The following is a 19,518-nucleotide window of genomic DNA, read 5'->3' as shown; positions in this document are numbered from 1 at the left end:
CTCTAAAGCCAACTTATGACCACCTCACCAACTATAGGACAGGAATTCCATAAAGTAAGGGATACATGGGCTACCGCCGACAGCGACCGGCGCTGGAAGCTGGCCATCTGGCTGGTACAATATGCCGATGTGGATATCATCGATAAGTTCCTGGAAACAGAACGTACTGCTATTGGCGTTTTTAAGGAGATATTTTTCCGGTTTGATACGCCTTACCAGGAAGATCATACTGCTTATGAAACAGCATTGTGGAATGAATACCTGGAATGGTTTGAACCGCTGCCACGCGAAGAGTATGATGTATACCAGGCACTGAAAAAAGACGGGCTGCTGAAAACAGACTATCATCCGGACCGCAGCCTGCCGCCAACAGTACAAAGCATCTGGAAGGAACTGCGCCGGCTTATGGGATGTATCCGCGGACTTGAAGACACCGGCTGCTGTGTTTATTTTCCTCCCCTGAGAACCGATCAGCCTGATGCAGGCAGCTGGTATACCGATGTACTTAAAAAAGGACTGCCTGAAGGCATCCGGTTAGTAACCATTGATGTGGTAACGAACCCCCGTATCACTATCCCCAAAGTATTTACAGAAAAGGTAAAAATATTACAGCCATCCCTCCAGATGGTGGCAGCAATTAACCATGAAATGGACAAAGGCGGTGGTAACTCCGATACCATCAGCACAGATGCCCGTTTCCGTAAACAGATCCGCAAAGTGCTGGATTGTACCAAGCAACCGGGTACGCCGGCACTGGACCAGGAAGTGGCTGCACTGCTTTCTCTCAGCAAAAAAATGGGCGGGGAAGTACATGAAGTGGCCGGCATCATGATCGCTGCTCAGGCTTATTTCATGGCGCGGGAATCTGATAAAAGCGCAGGCTATGCCAACAAAGCGATCCGGTTGTCGAGGCAGCTGATGGATAAAGGAGATCCTGCAGGATACCCCACCTGGAAATCCTGTATTATGATCCATGCAGCTATACTGGCGGGCAAAAAGAAAAGGAAACAGGCCATCGTGCTTTATGAAGCGCTGGCGCTGGAAGCTGTGAACAAAGGCGATGCCTTTATGATCATGGAAGGATACCGGCTTTGCGGACATCTGCATTATGAGCTGGGCCAGATGAACACAGCATTCGAAAACCTGTTGCTTGCCATGACCGGTGGCAGCTACCTGGAACGGGAAGTAAGAAGGCAGTCTACCTTCCTTCACGCAGCAGCTATGGCTGTACACCTGTGTGAGAAGGTCAGGGGACCGGAAGACCTCCGTATACTGGAAAGCAACCTGCAGGAATTGCTGGGCGACGACTGGAATACACTGTTACAGGCGGAGGGCATGGACAAAGCCACCGTAAGACGCAAATCCACATTGTTTGAGTTTAACTAAGACCGTATCCCGCCGGGGATAAAGTAATCATATCATGGCTGTAGAAAATAAAGGCTTCGGGGCATTATTTGCAGAAAAGAAAAACTCACTGGACCATATCCAGAAAGGAATGGCCAGTATATTACCGGCTTTCCCCGGAATGCCCGCTGCAAAATATTTTGACCTCGGTATAGGCATAGATTTCCATGATTCCGTATTTCCTCCTTCCCCCTTATTACCGGTGCCTCATATCGGTATGGTGTTCGATATCATAGGAGCCATAATGGCGGCCATTGCCAGCGTAGTGCCGCCACCTCCGCCACCGCCGCCAGTGGAAGAAGGAAAAGAGCCGGAGCCGCAACCATTCTCGCTGGCAGCTACGGCACAAATGCTGGTGCATGCCCTGAGCCCTTCAGTAAAAGTACATAACCAGTGGGTAGCAAATGCAGGCACGCCCATCCTGCATTTGCCCGCTATCATAGCACATCTGCCGTTTCCCATTGTGAAGCCGAAAGCCGCTTCCGAAATGTGGATGGGCAGTTCTACCGTGCTGGCAGATGGCGGTCCTTTTTCCACCCAGTTTCACCCGGCATTATCGTGTAACCTTGTGGGGCTTCCTTCCCCGCCACGGCTCAATAAAAAAAGTTCCGCCTTCGCCCTGATGGCGCCCACTTCAGTGCTGCTGATCATGACATCCTCCGGGAAACCGGTGCTGGTAGGTGGTCCACCAACTATCGACCTGTTCCAGCTGATGTTTAAACTGGGCCTGAAAGGACTTTCAAAAGCAGCAGGGGCGGCCCTGCAGAAGGTGATCAATAAAATAGAAAGCCGCTTTCCCAAACTGGCAGGCATGCTGCAGGACTTTAAGTGCAAAAGGTTTGGAGAGCCCGTGGATGCAGCAAGCGGGCAGGTGGTTTCTTCCAATATAGATTTTCAGTTACCCGGGCCCATTCCACTGGTATGGGAACGCACCTATTACAGCAGTGCGGAAGTACCCGGCCCATTGGGCTACAACTGGCATCACAGCTATAACCTCAGCGTGTATGACCTGCGTAATGGTTACTTCAGTATACGCCTGGCAGACGGCCGCGAAACAGTAATGCCTGCACTACCCGCAGGCGGCAGTTACTTTAACAGGATAGAACAATTATGGTGGCGCCGCGACAGCAGCGGGTATTACCTGGAAAGCAAAGATCAACTTACCTACCGGTTCCATGCAAAACCGGCGCGGGACGGAAGTTGTATGCTTTCTGAAATCCGCAACCCCGCAGGATTCCATATACAGTTCCGGTATAACGGGCACGGCTATCTGCAACAGATCATCGACAGCAGCAACCGCGTGTTGCAGGTAACCACAGATGAGCAGGGCCGTATTGAATGCATTCATACCTACAAAGCAGCTACCCGTATTAACCTGGTGCGCTATGCATATGATGAAGCAGGAAATATGGTGAGCACCACCAATGCGCGGGATGTGAGCAAATACTTTTTTTACAAAGGACATTTACTGGTGCGGTTAACAACCAAAACCGGGATGAACTTCTACTGGGAATATGATGGCAGCGGGGAAAACGCCCGTTGTATACATACCTGGGGAGATGGAGGAGTACTGGAGTATCATGCGAAGTATGAGAAGGGAAAAACTATCACTACCAACAGCCTTGGGCATACCACCACTTACTGTTATGATGATCGTAACCTGATCAGTAAAATAATAGATGGTAACGGTGGCGTAATCCTGCAACAATATAATCTCTATGAAGAACTGGAGGTAATGATAGATCCGGCAGGAAATACAATGAAGTTTGAATATGACGCGTTTGGAAATAAAGTGAAGGAAACCAATGAAAACGGAGAATCTACCGTGTTCTATTATGATGAAGCACAGCGGCTGGAAGGTATTAAAACACCAGCCGGCAGAAAACAGCAATGGGAATATAATGAACAGGGGTTACCGGAAAGAAGAAAGACCATTGATGGAAATATAATCCGGTATGGATATACAGGTCCATATCTGACAAAAATCACTTACAACGATGGGCGCGTTTTCAGGCTGGCATATGATGAGCAGCATAATCTTACCCGGCTCATTTCACCGGAAAATGCTGAATTGCATCGGAAGTATGATGAACTGGGCCAGTTAATAAAAGAGACCACGGAAACAGGTTATTGGTACGAATATGATTACGATGCTTCCGGGAATATGATCCGCATGGAAGAAGCAAATGGTACCATCCAGCATTTTAGTTATGATGCTGCAGATAACCTGGTGCAGGCGGCAGATGGTCAGCGCGAAGTTAAATTCAGTTACGGGCCGCTGGGCGTATTAACAGGAAGAAGCCAGCAAGGTGTGAGCATCCGGTTTAATTATGATAAGGAATTGCAGTTGCGCAGCATTGCCAACGAAGGCGGGGAGCTGTACAGGCTGGAACAGGACGCCAATGGCAATGTGATCAATGAATGGGGCTTCGATGGCGTACATTACCATTATGAACGGGACATCGCCGGAAGGGTGAGAAAAGTCATCCGTCCTGATAACCGCTGGACTGTTTGCGATTACGACGGCACCGGTTTACTGGTGCGGGAAGAACATTATGATGGCAGTGTAACGGCTTATGGATATAACAAAGACGGCCTGCTTACAGGCGCTTTCAATGAAGATGGCGCTGTAACTATTCAACGGGATAATTATGGTCGTGTAATCAGCGAAACGCAGGGAGCCTATGCTGTAACCCGCCGGTATAATGAGTGGGGTGATCCGGTTCTTGTGGAAAGCAGCCTGGGAGCTGCTATCACGTTAGAACACAACGGAGCGGGACAGGTGGAAAAAATGCAGGCCTCCAACGGATATCAGGATAGCTGGCAGGCGCAGTGGAAACATAATGAAAGCGGGCTGGAAGTATTGCGGCAGCTTTCAGGCGGAGTAACTGTACAAACGCAACGCGACAAAGAGGGAAAAGTATTACGGCAATCTATTGGTGTACATAAAGCTGAACAAAGCCGTATACGGTATGATTGGGATAGGAACACACAGCTGCGCCGTATAGTGAATGAAATGAGCGGTATGCATACGCAGTTCGCATACGATGAATTTGATAACCTGGTGAGCGCCAGTTATAGTCAAACGGGAGGAACGGTTGCCGAAACAATTTACCGGGTACCTGATAAGCTGGGGCATCTTTTTAAAACACAGGCGCGGAAAGACCGTATATACGGAAAAGGCGGCCGGCTGCTGGAATGCCCGGATTACTTCTATTACTACGACGGCGAAGGAAATCTTATTTTCAAAGAATTCCGGCACAACAATAACAGCACTGCAGCAGATAAACGCCCCTGGGCAAAAGCAAATAAAATTACGCTCAATGGCAGTTGTACAGGCTGGGTATATGAATGGAAGGCAAATGGATTGCTGGGAAAAGTGATCACTCCCAACGGCGGAGAAATTGTTTTTAGCTATGATCCGTTGGGTCGCCGTATTGCCAGGGTAAATAAACGGAAGCAGCAGGTAACCCGCTGGCTCTGGGATGGACATGTACCCTTGCATGAATGGCAATATACCGGCGATTACCCGCCGCATTTGCAGGCCGTGGCAGATGGAGCATTAGAGATGGAAGAGGAACCCGTGGAAAACCTGGTGACCTGGGTATTCGAAGAAAATTCATTTGTACCCTGCGCCAAACTCACTGCCAACGGTTCCTACAGCATTGTAACTGATTACCTGGGCACGCCCACACATGCCTTCGACGCTTCCGGAAACAAAGTATGGGAGCGGGAATTGGATTGCTATGGAAAAGTACGGCATCTGCATGGTGATAGAACTTTTTGTAATTATCTTTATCAGGGACAGTATGAAGATACTGAAACAGGGTTGTGCTATAACAGGTTCAGATACTATGAACCGGACAGTGGAATGTTCATCTCCCAGGACCCGATTAAGTTAGCTTCCGGTGAGTTCAATCTTTATGCTTACGTGCGTGATCCAAATACCTGGATAGACGCCTGGGGATTGGAAGGGGAAGAAATGATAAGGGTATACCATTATACTGATATACGCGGATATAATGGTATTATGGGAAGCGGGAAAATTAATATGAGCGACCCGGGAGCCAGGGGAAAAGGGGCGATAGCAGGAAAACCCAAAGCAGTGTATGTGACAACCATGTCTCCAGAAGAACTAAAAGCCTCTAAAGCCCGTGGACAAATGGGCCTGACCAGGGAAAAGAGCCAGCGCTATATATCCTTTGAAATCGAAAAGAGTAAAGTGAAGAGGGTAGACCGGCAAGATGGCGTGAAACGGCTTTATATTGAAGAAGATATAGAATTAAGAGAATTAAAAGGGAAAAAATATAGATTAAAAGAGGATGTCAGGGCAGGAGTGGGATGCGTCGATTAAAATTATAAACTATGAATTGGACAGGAGAACTATATGGTTTTTATACAGAAAAGCCAATACAGGAAGTATTTGAAGCATTAAAAAATAAGGCATTGGAAATGTCTTATAAATCCGACTATAATAAAACCGATATAGAGGAAACCTTATTGTTTTATAAGGATGAAAAGATGTTGGAATATCATCTGGAAAATGGCTACAACACGGAACTGAACGGAGAGGGATGTTTTTCCGTGGAGGCAAAAACGGTTAAACTGGATGGCATAGCTACCTTGTTTGAGTTTGAAGGGCTTTCTGATTTTGAGCCCTATGATATCAACCTGGTGTTCAGCAGGATTTATTATTACGTGTTGATAGTTCCTGATTTTATTGAAGAATCTGATTTTTCAAAGAGAATACATTCAATGTTTCACCAGGTATTAAGTGAGGTGAAATCGGGGTAACAAGAGCAGATGGATCACTGAAGACCATATCCCGCAAGGGAATAAAGTAATCATATCATGGCTGTAGAAAATAAAGGCTTCGGGGCATTATTTGCAGAAAAGAAAAACTCACTGGACCATATCCAGAAAGGAATGGCCAGTATATTACCGGCTTTCCCCGGAATGCCCGCTGCAAAATATTTTGACCTCGGTATAGGCATAGATTTTCATGATTCCGTATTTCCTCCTTCCCCCTTATTACCGGTGCCTCATATCGGTATGGTGTTCGATATCATAGGAGCCATAATGGCGGCCATTGCCAGCGTAGTGCCGCCACCTCCGCCACCGCCGCCAGTGGAGGAAGGAAAAGAGCCGGAGCCGCAACCATTCTCGCTGGCAGCTACGGCACAAATGCTGGTGCATGCCCTGAGCCCTTCAGTAAAAGTACATAACCAGTGGGTAGCAAATGCAGGTACACCCATCCTGCATTTGCCCGCTATCATAGCACACCTGCCGTTTCCCATTGTGAAGCCGAAAGCCGCTTCCGAAATGTGGATGGGCAGCTCTACCGTGCTGGCAGATGGCGGTCCTTTTTCCACCCAGTTTCACCCGGCATTATCGTGTAATCTTGTGGGGCTTCCTTCCCCGCCACGGCTCAACAAAAAAAGTTCGGCCTTCGCCCTGATGGCGCCCACTTCAGTACTGCTGATCATGACGTCCTCCGGGAAACCGGTGCTGGTAGGTGGTCCACCAACTATCGACCTGTTCCAGCTGATGTTTAAACTGGGCCTGAAAGGATTGTCAAAAGCAGCAGGGGCGGCCCTGCAGAAGGTGATCAATAAAATAGAAAGCCGCTTTCCCAAACTGGCAGGCATGCTGCAGGACTTTAAGTGCAAAAGGTTTGGAGAGCCCGTGGATGCAGCAAGCGGGCAGGTGGTTTCTTCCAATATAGATTTTCAGTTACCCGGGCCTATTCCACTGGTATGGGAACGCACCTATTACAGCAGCGCGGAAGTACCCGGCCCATTGGGCTACAACTGGCATCACAGCTATAACCTCAGCGTGTATGACCTGCGTAATGGTTATTTCAGTATACGCCTGGCAGATGGCCGTGAAACAGTAATGCCTGCACTATCCGCAGGCGGCAGTTACTTTAACAGGATAGAACAATTGTGGTGGCGCCGCGACAGCAGCGGGTATTACCTGGAAAGCAAAGATCAACTTACCTACCGGTTCCATGCAAAACCGGCACGGGACGGAAGTTGTATGCTTTCTGAAATCCGCAATCCCGCAGGATTCCATATACAGTTCCGGTATAACGGGCACGGCTATCTGCAACAGATCATCGACAGCAGCAACCGCGTGTTGCAGGTAACCACAGATGAGCAGGGCCGTATTGAATGCATTCATACCTATAAAGCAGCCACCCGTATTAACCTGGTGCGCTATGCATATGATGAAGCAGGAAATATGGTGAGCACCACCAATGCGCGGGATGTGAGCAAATATTTTTTTTACAAGGGACATCTGCTGGTACGGCTCACCAACCAAACCGGGATGAACTTCTACTGGGAATATGATGGCAGCGGGGAAGATGCCCGTTGTATACATACCTGGGGAGATGGAGGAGTACTGGAATATCATGCAAAGTATGAGAGAGGAAAGACAGTTGTTACTAACGGTCTTGGGCATACGACAGTTTACTGTTTCCACGAAAACCGGCTGATCTATAAAATCATTGATGGTAACGGAGGGATTACCTTACAGCATTACAATATTTACGAAGAACTGGAGGTAGTAATAGATCCTGCCGGTAACACTGAAAAGTATGAATATGACGCGTATGGAAATAAAGTGAAGGAAACCAATGGCAACGGGGAATCAACCTTGTTTTATTTTGATGAGGAGCAACGGTTTACGGGCATTAAAACGCCCGGTGGCAGGAAAATGGAGCTGACCTATAACGAAGAGGGACTGGTGGTGAAGAAGAAGAACCTGGAAGGACAGGTAACCCGTTACCGGTATACAGGCCCTTATGTTACGCAGGTGATCTATAAAGACGGGCGGACCTTTGAGCTGGAATATGATGAACAGCACAATCTCAGTGGAATCATCTCACCGGAAAAAACAGCAAGGCATTGGAAATATGATGAACTGGGACAGCTGGTAAAAGAAACCACTGAAACAGGCTACTGGTATGCCTATGAGTACGATGTAGCCGGTAATGTTACCCTCGTGGAAGAAGCAGATGGCAATACACATCAGTTCACTTATGATGCTGCAGATAACCTGGTAAAAGCTGTTAATGGCCACCGCGAGGTGAGTTTTAACTACGGACCATTGGGTGTATTAACGGGAAGAACCCAGCGGGGTGTGAATGTACGCTTTAACTACGACAGGGAGCTGCAGCTGCGCAGTATTGCCAATGAAGGAGGTGAACTGTACAGGATGGAGCCGGACGCCAACGGAAATATCATCAATGAATGGGGTTTTGATGGCATACATTATCACTATGAACGGGATGGTGCAGGACGTGTGAAAAAAATAATACGGCCGGATAACCGCTGGACCTCCTGTGAATACGATGGTATAGGACAACTGGTGAGGGAAGAGTTTAGTGACGGCAGTGTTACCGCATACGGATATAACAAAGATGGCTTGCTGACGGGCGCCTTCAATGAAGACGGGGCAGTGACTATTCAACGTGATGCTTATGGTCGTACTGTTAGCGAAGCACAGGGTGCTTATGAGGTGACACGTGAATATAACGAATGGGGAGAGCAGGTTTTCCTGGGAAGTACCTTAGGCGCTGCTATCCGGCTGGAGCATCATGCCGCGGGATATGTGGAAAAGATGCAGGCTGCTCATGGACCGGGAGGATCCTGGCAGGCGCAGTGGAAACATAACGAAAGCGGGCTGGAAATATTGAGACAGCTGTCTGGCGGAGTAAGTGTGCAAACGCAGCGAGATAAACAGGGAAGGGTAGTACGGCAGTCGATCGGGGTACATAACGTGGAGCAGCGCCGGATCCGCTATGATTGGGGGAAAAACTCGAAGCTGCGTAGTATAGTGAATGAACTGAGCGGTGCACAGGCGTTGTTCTCTTACGACGAGTTGGATAACCTGGTGAGTGGCAGCTATAGCCAGCGGGGAAGCGGCATGGACATCGTTTACCGGATACCGGATAAGCTGGGGCACCTTTTCAGAACACCGGGCCGCACCGATCGTGTGTATGGTAAAGGCGGGCGTTTGCTGGAATGCCCGGACTATTTCTATTATTACGACGGAGAAGGAAATCTCATCTGCAAAGAGTTCCGTCACAATCACCAGGTAGCGGAAGACAAACAGGCATGGGCCAAAGCAAATAAAGTAGTATTGAAAGGAAGCCGCACGGGTTGGGTATATGAATGGAAGGCAAACGGGTGGCTGGGAAAAGTGATCACTCCTGCCGGGGGAGAAATTGTATTCAGCTATGACCCGCTGGGAAGACGTATTGCAAAAGTGAACAAACGGAAGCAGGAGGTAACCCGCTGGCTCTGGAACGGAAATGTACCGTTGCATGAATGGCAGTACACCGGTGATTATCCACCTCACCTGGAAGCGGCGACCAACGGGGCATTGCAAATAGAACAGGAACCGGTAGATAACCTGGTGACCTGGATATTTGAAGAAGGCTCCCTGGTGCCTTGCGCAAAACTTACAACAACAGGAGCTTACAGCATTATTGCAGATCATCTTGGCACACCGGTACATGCTTTTGATACATCGGGAAATAAAGTGTGGGAGCGGGAACTGGATTGCTATGGAAAACTAAGGTACCTGCATGGTGATAAAACATTTTGTAATTATCTTTATCAGGGTCAGTATGAAGATGCAGAAACTGGCCTGAGCTATAACAGGTTCCGCTACTATGATTCCGGCAGCGGGATGTATATTTCACAGGATCCTATCGGGTTGTTGGGTGGCATGAGATTGTATGGTTATGTACATGATCCGAATAGCTGGGTAGATGTATATGGCCTCGCTGGTGGCGCCGGTGCGGGCTCTGGCCGTGGCTGGTTAAACTGGGCCAAGCAATGGCATGATAAACGGGCAGATGAGATATTTGGTACGGGTAACCAGGGACGGTCCATTGGCGGACGTAACTATGATAAATATTACGACGGCAAAGATATTGAGTTCAAATCCGATAATTTTTCCAAAGGCCCGAGGTCAAAAGAGTCTTTAGCCAGGATGGATAAGCAGGTGGATAAAGATATCGCCAACAAGGTTGCCGGAAGAGCCAATCCGCACTGGCATTTCGACCATGATCCGACTAATGCGGCAGATATGCAGGACCTGCTGAAGAAAATGGATGATAACGGAATTACCCATACACATGGCAAAACATACCCTGGTAGTCACTAAATAAAAATAAGAGATATAGTATGTCTGAGTTTTTTAGCGTAGTCAATGAATTTGAAGAGATGATTGAGCGGTTTGATTTTAAACAACCGAAGAAGATCTGGTATCCTCATCTGGTGGCATTGACCAAACATATAGAAGATGTTTTTTATTGTTATGTCATCGCAAGGGTATATAAACACGATGGTTCCCTGCAAACCACTATGTGGGTAGGGCCTATCGACAGGCCCGATGATGGTCTTGATAGTTTGTCGGCCCATATTAAGGTGGATATCGGATATACACAAACCCTTGACGAAGAATTTTTCCGGAATTGTGAAAAAAAGATCATTCGCCTGATCGAAGACGGAACTTTAACTTCATTATTGGCTACCTCAAAAAAAGAACTGACAGATCCCTCTGTAATGAACAGGAGGTATGAAGTATATACTGCTTATCTTCTGCCATTTTTCAGGAAGATAGTTGAGGTGACAGGCGGGGATATGAAGGTGCTGAAAAGCAAAACCAAATGTCAGGCAGTAATAGAAAAGGAGTTTTTGAATCTGGAGGGAGAGATGAAAGTATTCTTTGACAAATTTGGACTAAAGGCTACTAAAGACAATATTTGGGAATGGTGCTACATTTATTCCCTGTAGCGCTTAACAAGTCTGCATCTCTGGTACACTATGAAAAACATTACTGCTGAATCATGATAAGCCGTTTATGATACCATAAACGGCTTATCACCAAACGCTTCCCCGTTAAAACCGGGGGCTTACCACAAGGTCTTTACTGCCTGGTGTATATTTATAAAATCCTTCCCCGCTTTTAACGCCCAAGTAACCTGCTGTTACCATGTTTACCAGCAACGGGCAGGGCGCATATCTGGGATTGCCAAAACCATCGTGCAGCACCTGCAGTATAGAAAGACAAACATCCAGCCCGATGAAATCCGCGAGTTGTAAGGGCCCCATAGGATGCGCCATTCCCAGTTTCATTACGGTATCAATTTCAGCTACGCCGGCTACTCCTTCAAAAAGGGAGCAGATGGCTTCATTGATCATGGGCATCAGTATACGGTTGGCAATAAAGCCGGGATAATCGTTTACAACGCAGGGAACTTTCTCCAGTTTCCCGGAAAGTGATACGATGGCGCTGGTTACTTCCTTATCAGTGGCATAGCCGTTGATGATCTCCACCAGTTTCATTACCGGTACAGGATTCATGAAGTGCATGCCTATTACTTTTTCCGGGCGTTTGGTAACGGCGGCAATTTTTGTAATGGAGATAGAAGAGGTATTGGTGGCGAGTATCGCATCTGCAGGAGCGTGCAGGTCAAGGTCCTGGAATATTTTCAGCTTCAGGGCCACATTTTCTGTTGCGGCTTCCACTACCAGTGATACTTCTTTTACGCCTGCTGCCAGGTCGGTTTGCAGGGAGATATTACCAAGCGTATCTGCCTTTGCAGCTTCAGTAATAGTGCCTTTGGCCACCTGACGGTCCAGGTTTTTTGTGATGGTTTGCAGGGCCTTATCCAGCGCCGGGGCTGAAACATCTATCAGGTTTACGGCGTAGCCGTGTTGGGCAAATACATGCGCAATACCATTTCCCATAGTACCAGCGCCGATAACCGCAATTTTTTGCATGGTGTAGTGATTTGTCGGGATTGAATAAGGCGCTAATTTAAGGTATTACACGTTACCGTCAGTAACTGCCGTAACTGTCGTCTTTCCGTTTGAAGTCGCCTTGTTTCCAGGCCTGGATAAACTGGGCCCATGCCAGTGGGTTAAAAATATTCTGCGGAGGCGGCTGACCTGCATAGTAGAGGTTCTGTGCCTGTTTCTTGAGATACTGATTAGTGCCTTCCCTGCCATCGATGGGCATGTAACGGGCCATGGCGCGAAGCCTGGCGTTGCTCGTATTTTTCCGTGCCACCTCGTAGGCGTCATCGGGGATATCCATATTGGCGAAGGCGCGCTCAAATTCTTCCCTGGAAAGATAGGGTTTGATAATAGTTACCGGGAGATAGGTGGTATCCTCCACCATCAGCTGTATCAGGGAAAAACTGTTTCCCTTGATATCAGGGGGGATACGGTAATTTTTATGTTTGAAGCCTACAGCACTGAAAGAGAGCGTATCACCCTTGAATACAACGATAGAGAAAATACCGGATCTGTTGGAGATAGTTCCCCTGTTCTGTCCTTTTACCATGATGCTTACCGCAGGAATGGCCCGCAAACTGTCTGCAGTCATGGTAATACCCGAAATCTGTATAACGCTGTCTCTGAATTCCGCGATCTGAGCTTTCAAAAGGAAAGGAGATAAAACGAAAAAAATGATGAGTGACAGTATGTAGGATCTTTTCTTATGCATGCCGGCCCTAAGATATAAAAATTTAATTACGTGTTCCATGCAGTTGATCGCCTGCCCAGAGAAATTGTAAATTAAATCCCAATTGGGTTAACTTTGCTCTCTGGATTCAAAATTAACAACAATTTATGATCACGAAAGAGCAGGTTTTAAAGGCCCTGAGCAACGTAGAAGAGCCGGATCTGGGGAAGGATCTCGTTACGCTGAACATGGTGAAAGATATAGAGATCGATGGCAATAAAGTGAAATTTACAGTCGTTCTCACCACACCGGCCTGTCCGTTAAAGGACCTGATCCGCAATGCCTGTGTGAATGCCATTCATATGCTGGTGAGCAAGGATGCGGAGGTGGAAGTTGTCATGACGGCCAATGTCAGTTCTAAAAGAACAAACGGGCAGGGTGTACTGTCTAATGTAAAAAATATCATCGTAGTGGCTTCCGGTAAGGGAGGCGTGGGTAAATCCACTGTAGCGGCCAACCTGGCGCTGGCGCTGGGCCGTGATGGGGCCAGGGTAGGACTGATGGACGCGGATATTTACGGGCCTTCTGTTCCCATTATGTTTGGGTTGAGGGGAGAAAGACCGATGATGGTGAATGTGGATGGTAAAGGCATGATCCAGCCGATTGAAAAATACGGGATCAAGGTAATGTCTATTGGTTTGCTGATAGATGAAAGACAGGCGGTTGTTTGGCGCGGACCTATGGCCAGCAGCGCGCTGAAGCAGTTTATCACCGATGTATACTGGGATGAACTGGATTACCTGGTAATTGATATGCCTCCCGGCACCGGCGATATTCACCTCACCCTGGTACAGACCGTGCCCGTTACCGGCGCAGTGATTGTTACCACACCACAGGATGTAGCCCTGGCAGATGCCAAAAAAGGTATTGCCATGTTCATGGGGCAGCAGATCAATGTGCCAATTATCGGATTAGTGGAAAATATGGCCTATTTCACGCCTGCTGAGCTGCCGGAAAATAAATATTACATCTTTGGTAAAGAGGGTGGAAAACACCTGGCAGAAGAAATGGATATTCCTTTCCTTGGCCAGATCCCCCTGGTACAAAGCATCCGCGAAGGCGGCGATGCCGGTGTACCCGTTATGGCCGGCGATGAGAAAATAACCCGCAAGGCCTTCCTGGATGTTGCCGGCGCGGCCGCCCGCAGCATCGCTATGCGCAACGCCAATGTGGCTCCCACCAAAATAGTGGAAATTATTGTATAACAGCACCAGGGTTGACGGATTACGGATAGAAATATCTGTAATCCGTTATCTTCCGATAATATCTTCGAATGTATACTCCAAAATTCACCAGGGAAACCAACTGGGACACCATTGCCGGTTTTATCAGCGAAAATGGTTTTGGCTTACTGATCAATACTGATAACGAAGGAACACCGCATGCCACTCATATCCCCATGACGCTGGTGGAGAAAACACCGGGAGAATTTGTTTTGCGCGGCCATATTGCGCGGATCAACCCGCAATGGGAATGGTTTGAAAAAAACGAAGCGCTGGCCGTGTTTTCAGGACATCATGCTTATATTTCTTCATCCTGGTATGAAAAGGATAAAATACCCACCTGGAATTATATGGCCGTGCATATTCATGGCTCCATCCGTATCCAGGAAGAGGCAGAAGTAGTGGAAGCGCTCGGCTCGCTCGTGGATAAATATGAGGCAGCATCTGCCTGCCCGGTACATCTCAGCGATATTGATGATAAAACCCTCCGGAATAATGTAAAAGCTATCGTTGGATTTGAAATGAGCATCCGCAATGTAAACGCTAATTATAAGCTCAGCCAGAATAAAAAAGACACCGATTATTTTAGCGTCATTGCCCATTTACGGGCATTGGGCGACGAAAATTCTTTACGTGTGGCAGCTGAAATGGAAGCCCGCAGGTCAGCCGGTAAATAGATAAAACATTTTATTTTTTGTTGATGGTCATAATCCCAAAAAGGAATATCTTTATTTTAATCTTCCGCGTTAAGTTATGTCAGCATTGTCGGTAAGCCACAACTGCCACAGTGAGTAAAGAAAAGTTGTTTTTCAAATACAGGTAATCATAATATGTTTAAAGAAGCGTCATTGCTTAAGTTTTTCTTAACTTTGCGCCCCAAATTAACCGACTATGAATCGACAGGAATTGGTGAATCTGATTAAGGAAAAGCAGTCTTACCTGTGCGTAGGACTGGATACAGACGTACAAAAGATTCCAAAACACCTGCTTTCTCATGCAGATCCGGTGTTTGCCTTTAACAAGGCGATTATTGACGCTACCAAAGATCTTTGTGTGGCCTATAAGATCAATACCGCCTTTTACGAAAGTATGGGCATGCGCGGCTGGGAAAGCTTACAACGCACCATTGAATATATCCCTTCCGGGATATTCACTATTGCTGATGCAAAACGCGGCGATATAGGCAATACTTCTACCCAGTACGCCAAAACATTTTTCGAAACCTACAAGTTCGATGCTGTTACAGTGGCCCCATACATGGGTAAAGACAGCGTAACGCCTTTTCTGCAGTTCTCTGAAAAATGGGCTATCCTGCTGGGATTAACTTCCAATGAGGGCAGCCAGGATTTCCAGATGCAGCAGATAGGAGATGAATTCCTTTTTGAAAAAGTGCTGAAAGCCGGTATGGAATGGGGCACACCGGACAACCTGATGTTTGTGGTGGGAGCCACCCAATCATCGCAGCTGGGATATATCCGTAAACTGGTACCAGATCATTTCTTCCTTGTACCTGGTGTAGGTGCGCAGGGCGGCAGCCTGGAAGATATTTCACTGCAGGCCATGAATAAAGACTGCGGGCTGCTGGTAAATGCCAGCCGCGCCATCATTTATGCAGGCAACGGAGAAGACTTTGCAACAGATGCCCGTCGTATTGCCAAACAATACCAGGTGGAAATGGCCGGGTACCTGAACAAGATCGTAGCAGCCGTATAAATAATTTTATGCCGGTACCGGGCAGTGGCGGTTTGCCGCAGGCGCCAGGTACCGGCATCTCCCTGAAATGTTATTTAAAAAGACAGTTCCTCACCGTCCACCAGGGCTTGACTTCAAAAACCAGCCTGCCTGCCGCCACAGCAGGATCTTTTTCCACCAGTGACACCACTTCAAGGCTGTCTTTACAATCCATAATAAAAATACCGCGCAGCGTTTCATCATTTTCAAAAGGGCCCGCTACCACCAGCTTGCCGGCTGCAGCCATTTTGCTGATATTGTCCATATGGGCCTGCTGGATCTTTGCGGCGAGGGCGGTATCCTGGTTCCGGAAAGGGCCTTTTTTTAACAGCACCATCCAGTACCTTTTTACTTCAGGAGATACGCCTGATCTGACTTTTGGGGTTGGCACACGAAGTGCGACAGATTGTAATGGTGTGGGGTGAAATGATAACATCACAATGACTAAAAATCCCAATAGCAAAAGCGCAGGTAAAACTTTGCTTGCCATAACAACTGAATTTGAAGGAAAGGTACAAACTTGTCATGAAATAACGCGTTTGCCTTCCCGGAATTTTTAATGAAAATCAGCTCCCGGCGAAAAGCTTAAATCTCCCGGTGGACGCGGTTCCTAACGGGTAATTTCTTATATTGGGTATTAAACCTGTAGTAATGCAACAAGATCTGTTTCAGTCGCCCGACTATTTTGCCATAGATGATTTACTGAAAGAAGAGCACCTTTTGACCCGTGATGCAGTTCGTCAGTGGGTGAAGAAAGAAATATCCCCTATCATTGAAGATTATTGCCAGCGCGCGGCTTTCCCGTCGCAAATATTGCATGGCCTGGGGGAACTGGGCTGCTTTGGACCTACTATACCGGTGGAGTATGGCGGAGGCGGAATGGATCATATTGCTTACGGACTGATGATGCAGGAATTGGAACGTGGCGATAGCGGTATCCGTTCTACCGCATCGGTGCAGGGATCGCTGGTGATGTTCCCGATATTTACTTTCGGGAGTGAAGCGCAGAAAAGGAAGTACCTGCCCAAACTGGCTACAGGACAAATGATGGGCTGCTTTGGCCTTACAGAACCGGATCATGGCTCCAACCCTGCAGGGATGCTCACCAACTTCCGTGAAGAGGGGGATCATGTAATATTAAACGGTGCAAAAATGTGGATTTCCAATGCCCCTTTTGCGGATATCGCCGTGGTGTGGGCAAAGGATGAAAGTGGCGTGATCCGTGGTATAATCGTGGAGAGAGGCATGGAAGGCTTCACCACGCCGGAAACCAAAGGGAAATGGAGCTTACGCGCCAGCGCTACGGGGGAACTGGTGTTTGATAATGTGAAAGTACCGAAGGAAAATATCCTGCCGGAAGCGCGGGGCTTAAAAGGGCCGTTAACCTGCCTTTCTTCCGCCCGTTACGGGATTGCCTGGGGAGTGATAGGGGCTGCGATGGATTGTTATGATACGGCCCTCAGATACGCCAAAGAACGTATACAGTTCGACCGTCCCATAGGCGGATTTCAGCTTACGCAAAAGAAGCTGGCGGAAATGATCACAGAAATCACCAAAGCGCAATTGCTCAACTGGCGTCTTGGCGTTTTAAAAAATGAAGGGAAAGCAACAGCGGCGCAAATTTCAATGGCCAAGCGCAACTCCTGCGAGGTAGCTGCCAATATTGCCCGCAATGCACGTACAATTCTCGGGGGAATGGGTATCACCGGCGAGTTCCCGGTGATGCGGCATATGATGAACCTGGAAAGCGTAATGACCTACGAAGGAACACACGAAATACATTTACTGATCACCGGTATGGATATTACCGGTTTAGACGCATTTAAATAGTAGCCGGCAGCTGCCCGGCTCACTGCCAACAATTACATGAAACAGTTCTTTTTCCTGGCCGCCCTGCTCTGCTGCACTGATATGATGGCGCAGCAGGCGCCTGCCCTGAAACTTATTACCTGCGAAGGGAAAGCACAGGGCACTTACTATATCGTAAAGTATTTATCGGCCGATACAACGTCAATGGATAAACGAATCGATTCCCTGTTTGCGGTGATCGACCAGTCGTTATCGTTATATAAACCAGGATCGGCCATCAACCGGTTTAATGAAACCGGTCATATCACCATGGATGAGCACATGAAAGCCGTGATCCGGAAGGCGCTGTTTACCAGTAAAGCCACCAACGGCCTGTTTGATATTACCGTGAAACCGCTGGTATATCTCTGGGGATTTGGTGTTGCCAAACCTTCCTTTAAAGGCGTGCCGCCAACAGACAGCATCAGGGCCGCGATGTCGTATATTGGTTACCGTTATCTGCGTGTAAATGGCGATCAGCTGTATGCTGCAAAGAAAGGGGTACAGATAGATTGTAACGGTATCGCCCAGGGATATACCGTGGATGTGATAGGACAGTTTTTATCACAGCAGGGAATTGAAAATTACCTGGTGGATGTAGGTGGCGAATTATGTGCAAAGGGACATAATCATCAGCACAAAACATGGCGTGTGGGAATAGAACGGCCAGCGCCCGGCGATACCACGTATGAGCCTGTACAGGGGCTGGTGCGGCTGCCAGACAAAGGCATTGCCACCAGTGGAAATTACCGCCGTTTTTTTGACCAGGGGCGTACACGTTTTGCGCATACCATTCACCCGGGAACAGGGATAGCGCTGCATAATAATATTATCAGTGTTACCGTGATCGCAAAAGATTGTTTTACGGCAGATGCTTTTGATAACCCGCTTATTTTGATGGGAGTAGAGAAGGGGCTTTCCTATATTGAACAGCATCCGGAATACGGGCTGGAAGCAATTTATATTTACAAAGATAAGGATGGTGCCATTAAAGAAGCCTTCAGCAAAGGCTTTAAGGCATACATGGAGTTCTGAAAAAAATGCCCCGTTCGCTGGTTCACGAACGGGGCTCACTCTCACGCTTTCTTCTTGGAATATGGACACAAATGAATTTAATTCAGTGAGAATTTCAATCCAATATTTCCCTGAACGGTATTGAAATTGGTAATGTCGCCGTATTTATACGGTGCATAGTTATACCGCACACTGGCATTGAACATCAGTGGCGACGCCTTTCCGAAAGGCACATTGATGCCTATTTCCGGGCTAACCAGGAATTGCCAGCTGTTATCTTTCTCAACAAATTCACCCCAGTATTTTTCATAATTCATATTTGCAGTACCTACGCCCACAGTAGCATACGGAATCACCGCTGAAGAGGGAGGAGTGAATGCATAACTTACGGTGGCCTGGATAGGAATTACCTGTAAGGTGCGCGACTGAACGGCAGAAACATCTCCCTGTTTATCGGGATATACTGCACGCGGAAGCCGCTGGTAAAAATCCTGGAACCCGGAACGTAATCCTACGGACCACTGGTTATTCAGCTGGTATTGTAACCCGGCGCTCCAGCCACGGAAGCTGGTTTTATCGGAATAATCCTTTAGTGAGCCCAGGGGTTGTGCAATGGAATAATTTACATCTACGGATAAAGGTGGACGAACCTGTGCAGATACAGCCTGTGCGGCAAAACATCCTGCAAAAATCAATATCCAGTTTCTTATCTTTTTCATTTTCCTGTCAGTTTAAAAGTTCTCAATCGGCA

The 19,518-nt window shown here is 47.6% G+C and carries 14 protein-coding genes; 10 read left to right on the top strand and 4 right to left on the bottom strand.

Translation table 11 applies throughout. The features are described from left to right. Window positions 1-15: 15 nt before the first annotated feature. From ABIE50_RS29235 to ABIE50_RS29215, 5 genes are read left to right on the top strand one after another with little or no spacing between them, the layout of a single operon-like run. Window positions 16-1,386, top strand: a complete 1,371-nt coding sequence (locus ABIE50_RS29235) for a hypothetical protein (protein WP_209862235.1) — start codon at window positions 16-18, stop codon at window positions 1,384-1,386. Between the two features lie 34 nt (window positions 1,387-1,420). Then, on the top strand, window positions 1,421-5,758 hold the full coding sequence (locus ABIE50_RS29230) for a DUF6531 domain-containing protein (protein WP_209862232.1): 4,338 nt from the start codon (window positions 1,421-1,423) through the stop codon (window positions 5,756-5,758). Window positions 5,759-5,769: 11 nt separating this feature from the next. Beyond that, the gene (locus tag ABIE50_RS29225; RefSeq protein WP_209862229.1) at window positions 5,770-6,198 is read left to right on the top strand and encodes a hypothetical protein; all 429 of its coding nucleotides are present in this window, start codon (window positions 5,770-5,772) and stop codon (window positions 6,196-6,198) included. Window positions 6,199-6,255: 57 nt separating this feature from the next. Next, the gene (locus ABIE50_RS29220) at window positions 6,256-10,584 is read left to right on the top strand and encodes a DUF6531 domain-containing protein (RefSeq protein WP_209862227.1); all 4,329 of its coding nucleotides are present in this window, start codon (window positions 6,256-6,258) and stop codon (window positions 10,582-10,584) included. A 20-nt stretch (window positions 10,585-10,604) separates the two neighbouring features. Beyond that, entirely contained in the window at window positions 10,605-11,216 is a 612-nt protein-coding gene (locus ABIE50_RS29215; protein ID WP_209862224.1) for an Imm25 family immunity protein, read from the top strand. Window positions 11,217-11,321: 105 nt separating this feature from the next. Here ABIE50_RS29215 and ABIE50_RS29210 read toward each other — a convergent pair whose 3' ends face one another. Further along, window positions 11,322-12,206: a 3-hydroxyacyl-CoA dehydrogenase family protein gene (locus tag ABIE50_RS29210; protein WP_142686334.1), complete on the bottom strand. Its 885-nt coding sequence runs from the start codon at window positions 12,204-12,206 to the stop codon at window positions 11,322-11,324. 58 nt (window positions 12,207-12,264) lie between these two features. Next, entirely contained in the window at window positions 12,265-12,870 is a 606-nt protein-coding gene (locus ABIE50_RS29205) for a carboxypeptidase-like regulatory domain-containing protein (protein WP_354028227.1), read from the bottom strand. Between the two features lie 188 nt (window positions 12,871-13,058). Between ABIE50_RS29205 and ABIE50_RS29200 the strand changes: the two genes are divergently transcribed. From ABIE50_RS29200 to pyrF, 3 genes are all read left to right on the top strand, one after another. Further along, window positions 13,059-14,156, top strand: a complete 1,098-nt coding sequence (locus ABIE50_RS29200; RefSeq protein WP_142686336.1) for an Mrp/NBP35 family ATP-binding protein — start codon at window positions 13,059-13,061, stop codon at window positions 14,154-14,156. 68 nt (window positions 14,157-14,224) lie between these two features. Beyond that, the gene (locus tag ABIE50_RS29195) at window positions 14,225-14,851 is read left to right on the top strand and encodes an FMN-binding negative transcriptional regulator (RefSeq protein WP_209862218.1); all 627 of its coding nucleotides are present in this window, start codon (window positions 14,225-14,227) and stop codon (window positions 14,849-14,851) included. 214 nt (window positions 14,852-15,065) lie between these two features. After that, window positions 15,066-15,887, top strand: coding sequence for an orotidine-5'-phosphate decarboxylase (gene pyrF, locus ABIE50_RS29190; protein ID WP_209862215.1), 822 nt, complete (start codon window positions 15,066-15,068; stop codon window positions 15,885-15,887). Window positions 15,888-15,957: 70 nt separating this feature from the next. Here pyrF and ABIE50_RS29185 read toward each other — a convergent pair whose 3' ends face one another. After that, on the bottom strand, window positions 15,958-16,395 hold the full coding sequence (locus ABIE50_RS29185; protein WP_209862212.1) for a YciI family protein: 438 nt from the start codon (window positions 16,393-16,395) through the stop codon (window positions 15,958-15,960). Between the two features lie 161 nt (window positions 16,396-16,556). Here ABIE50_RS29185 and ABIE50_RS29180 point away from each other — a divergent pair, with 161 nt between their 5' ends. Both ABIE50_RS29180 and ABIE50_RS29175 read left to right on the top strand, forming a co-directional pair. Further along, window positions 16,557-17,735, top strand: coding sequence for an acyl-CoA dehydrogenase family protein (locus ABIE50_RS29180; RefSeq protein WP_209862210.1), 1,179 nt, complete (start codon window positions 16,557-16,559; stop codon window positions 17,733-17,735). A 36-nt stretch (window positions 17,736-17,771) separates the two neighbouring features. Beyond that, entirely contained in the window at window positions 17,772-18,788 is a 1,017-nt protein-coding gene (locus ABIE50_RS29175) for an FAD:protein FMN transferase (protein WP_209862207.1), read from the top strand. Window positions 18,789-18,865: 77 nt separating this feature from the next. On the opposite strand, the gene ABIE50_RS29170 is transcribed toward ABIE50_RS29175, so the two are convergent. Continuing rightward, the gene (locus ABIE50_RS29170) at window positions 18,866-19,486 is read right to left on the bottom strand and encodes an outer membrane beta-barrel protein (protein WP_209862204.1); all 621 of its coding nucleotides are present in this window, start codon (window positions 19,484-19,486) and stop codon (window positions 18,866-18,868) included. Window positions 19,487-19,518 lie beyond the last annotated feature (32 nt).

The organism is Chitinophaga sp. OAE865 (assembly GCF_040546735.1).
Classification (GTDB): domain Bacteria; phylum Bacteroidota; class Bacteroidia; order Chitinophagales; family Chitinophagaceae; genus Chitinophaga; species Chitinophaga polysaccharea_A.
This window is presented reverse-complemented; position numbering and strand designations above follow the sequence as displayed.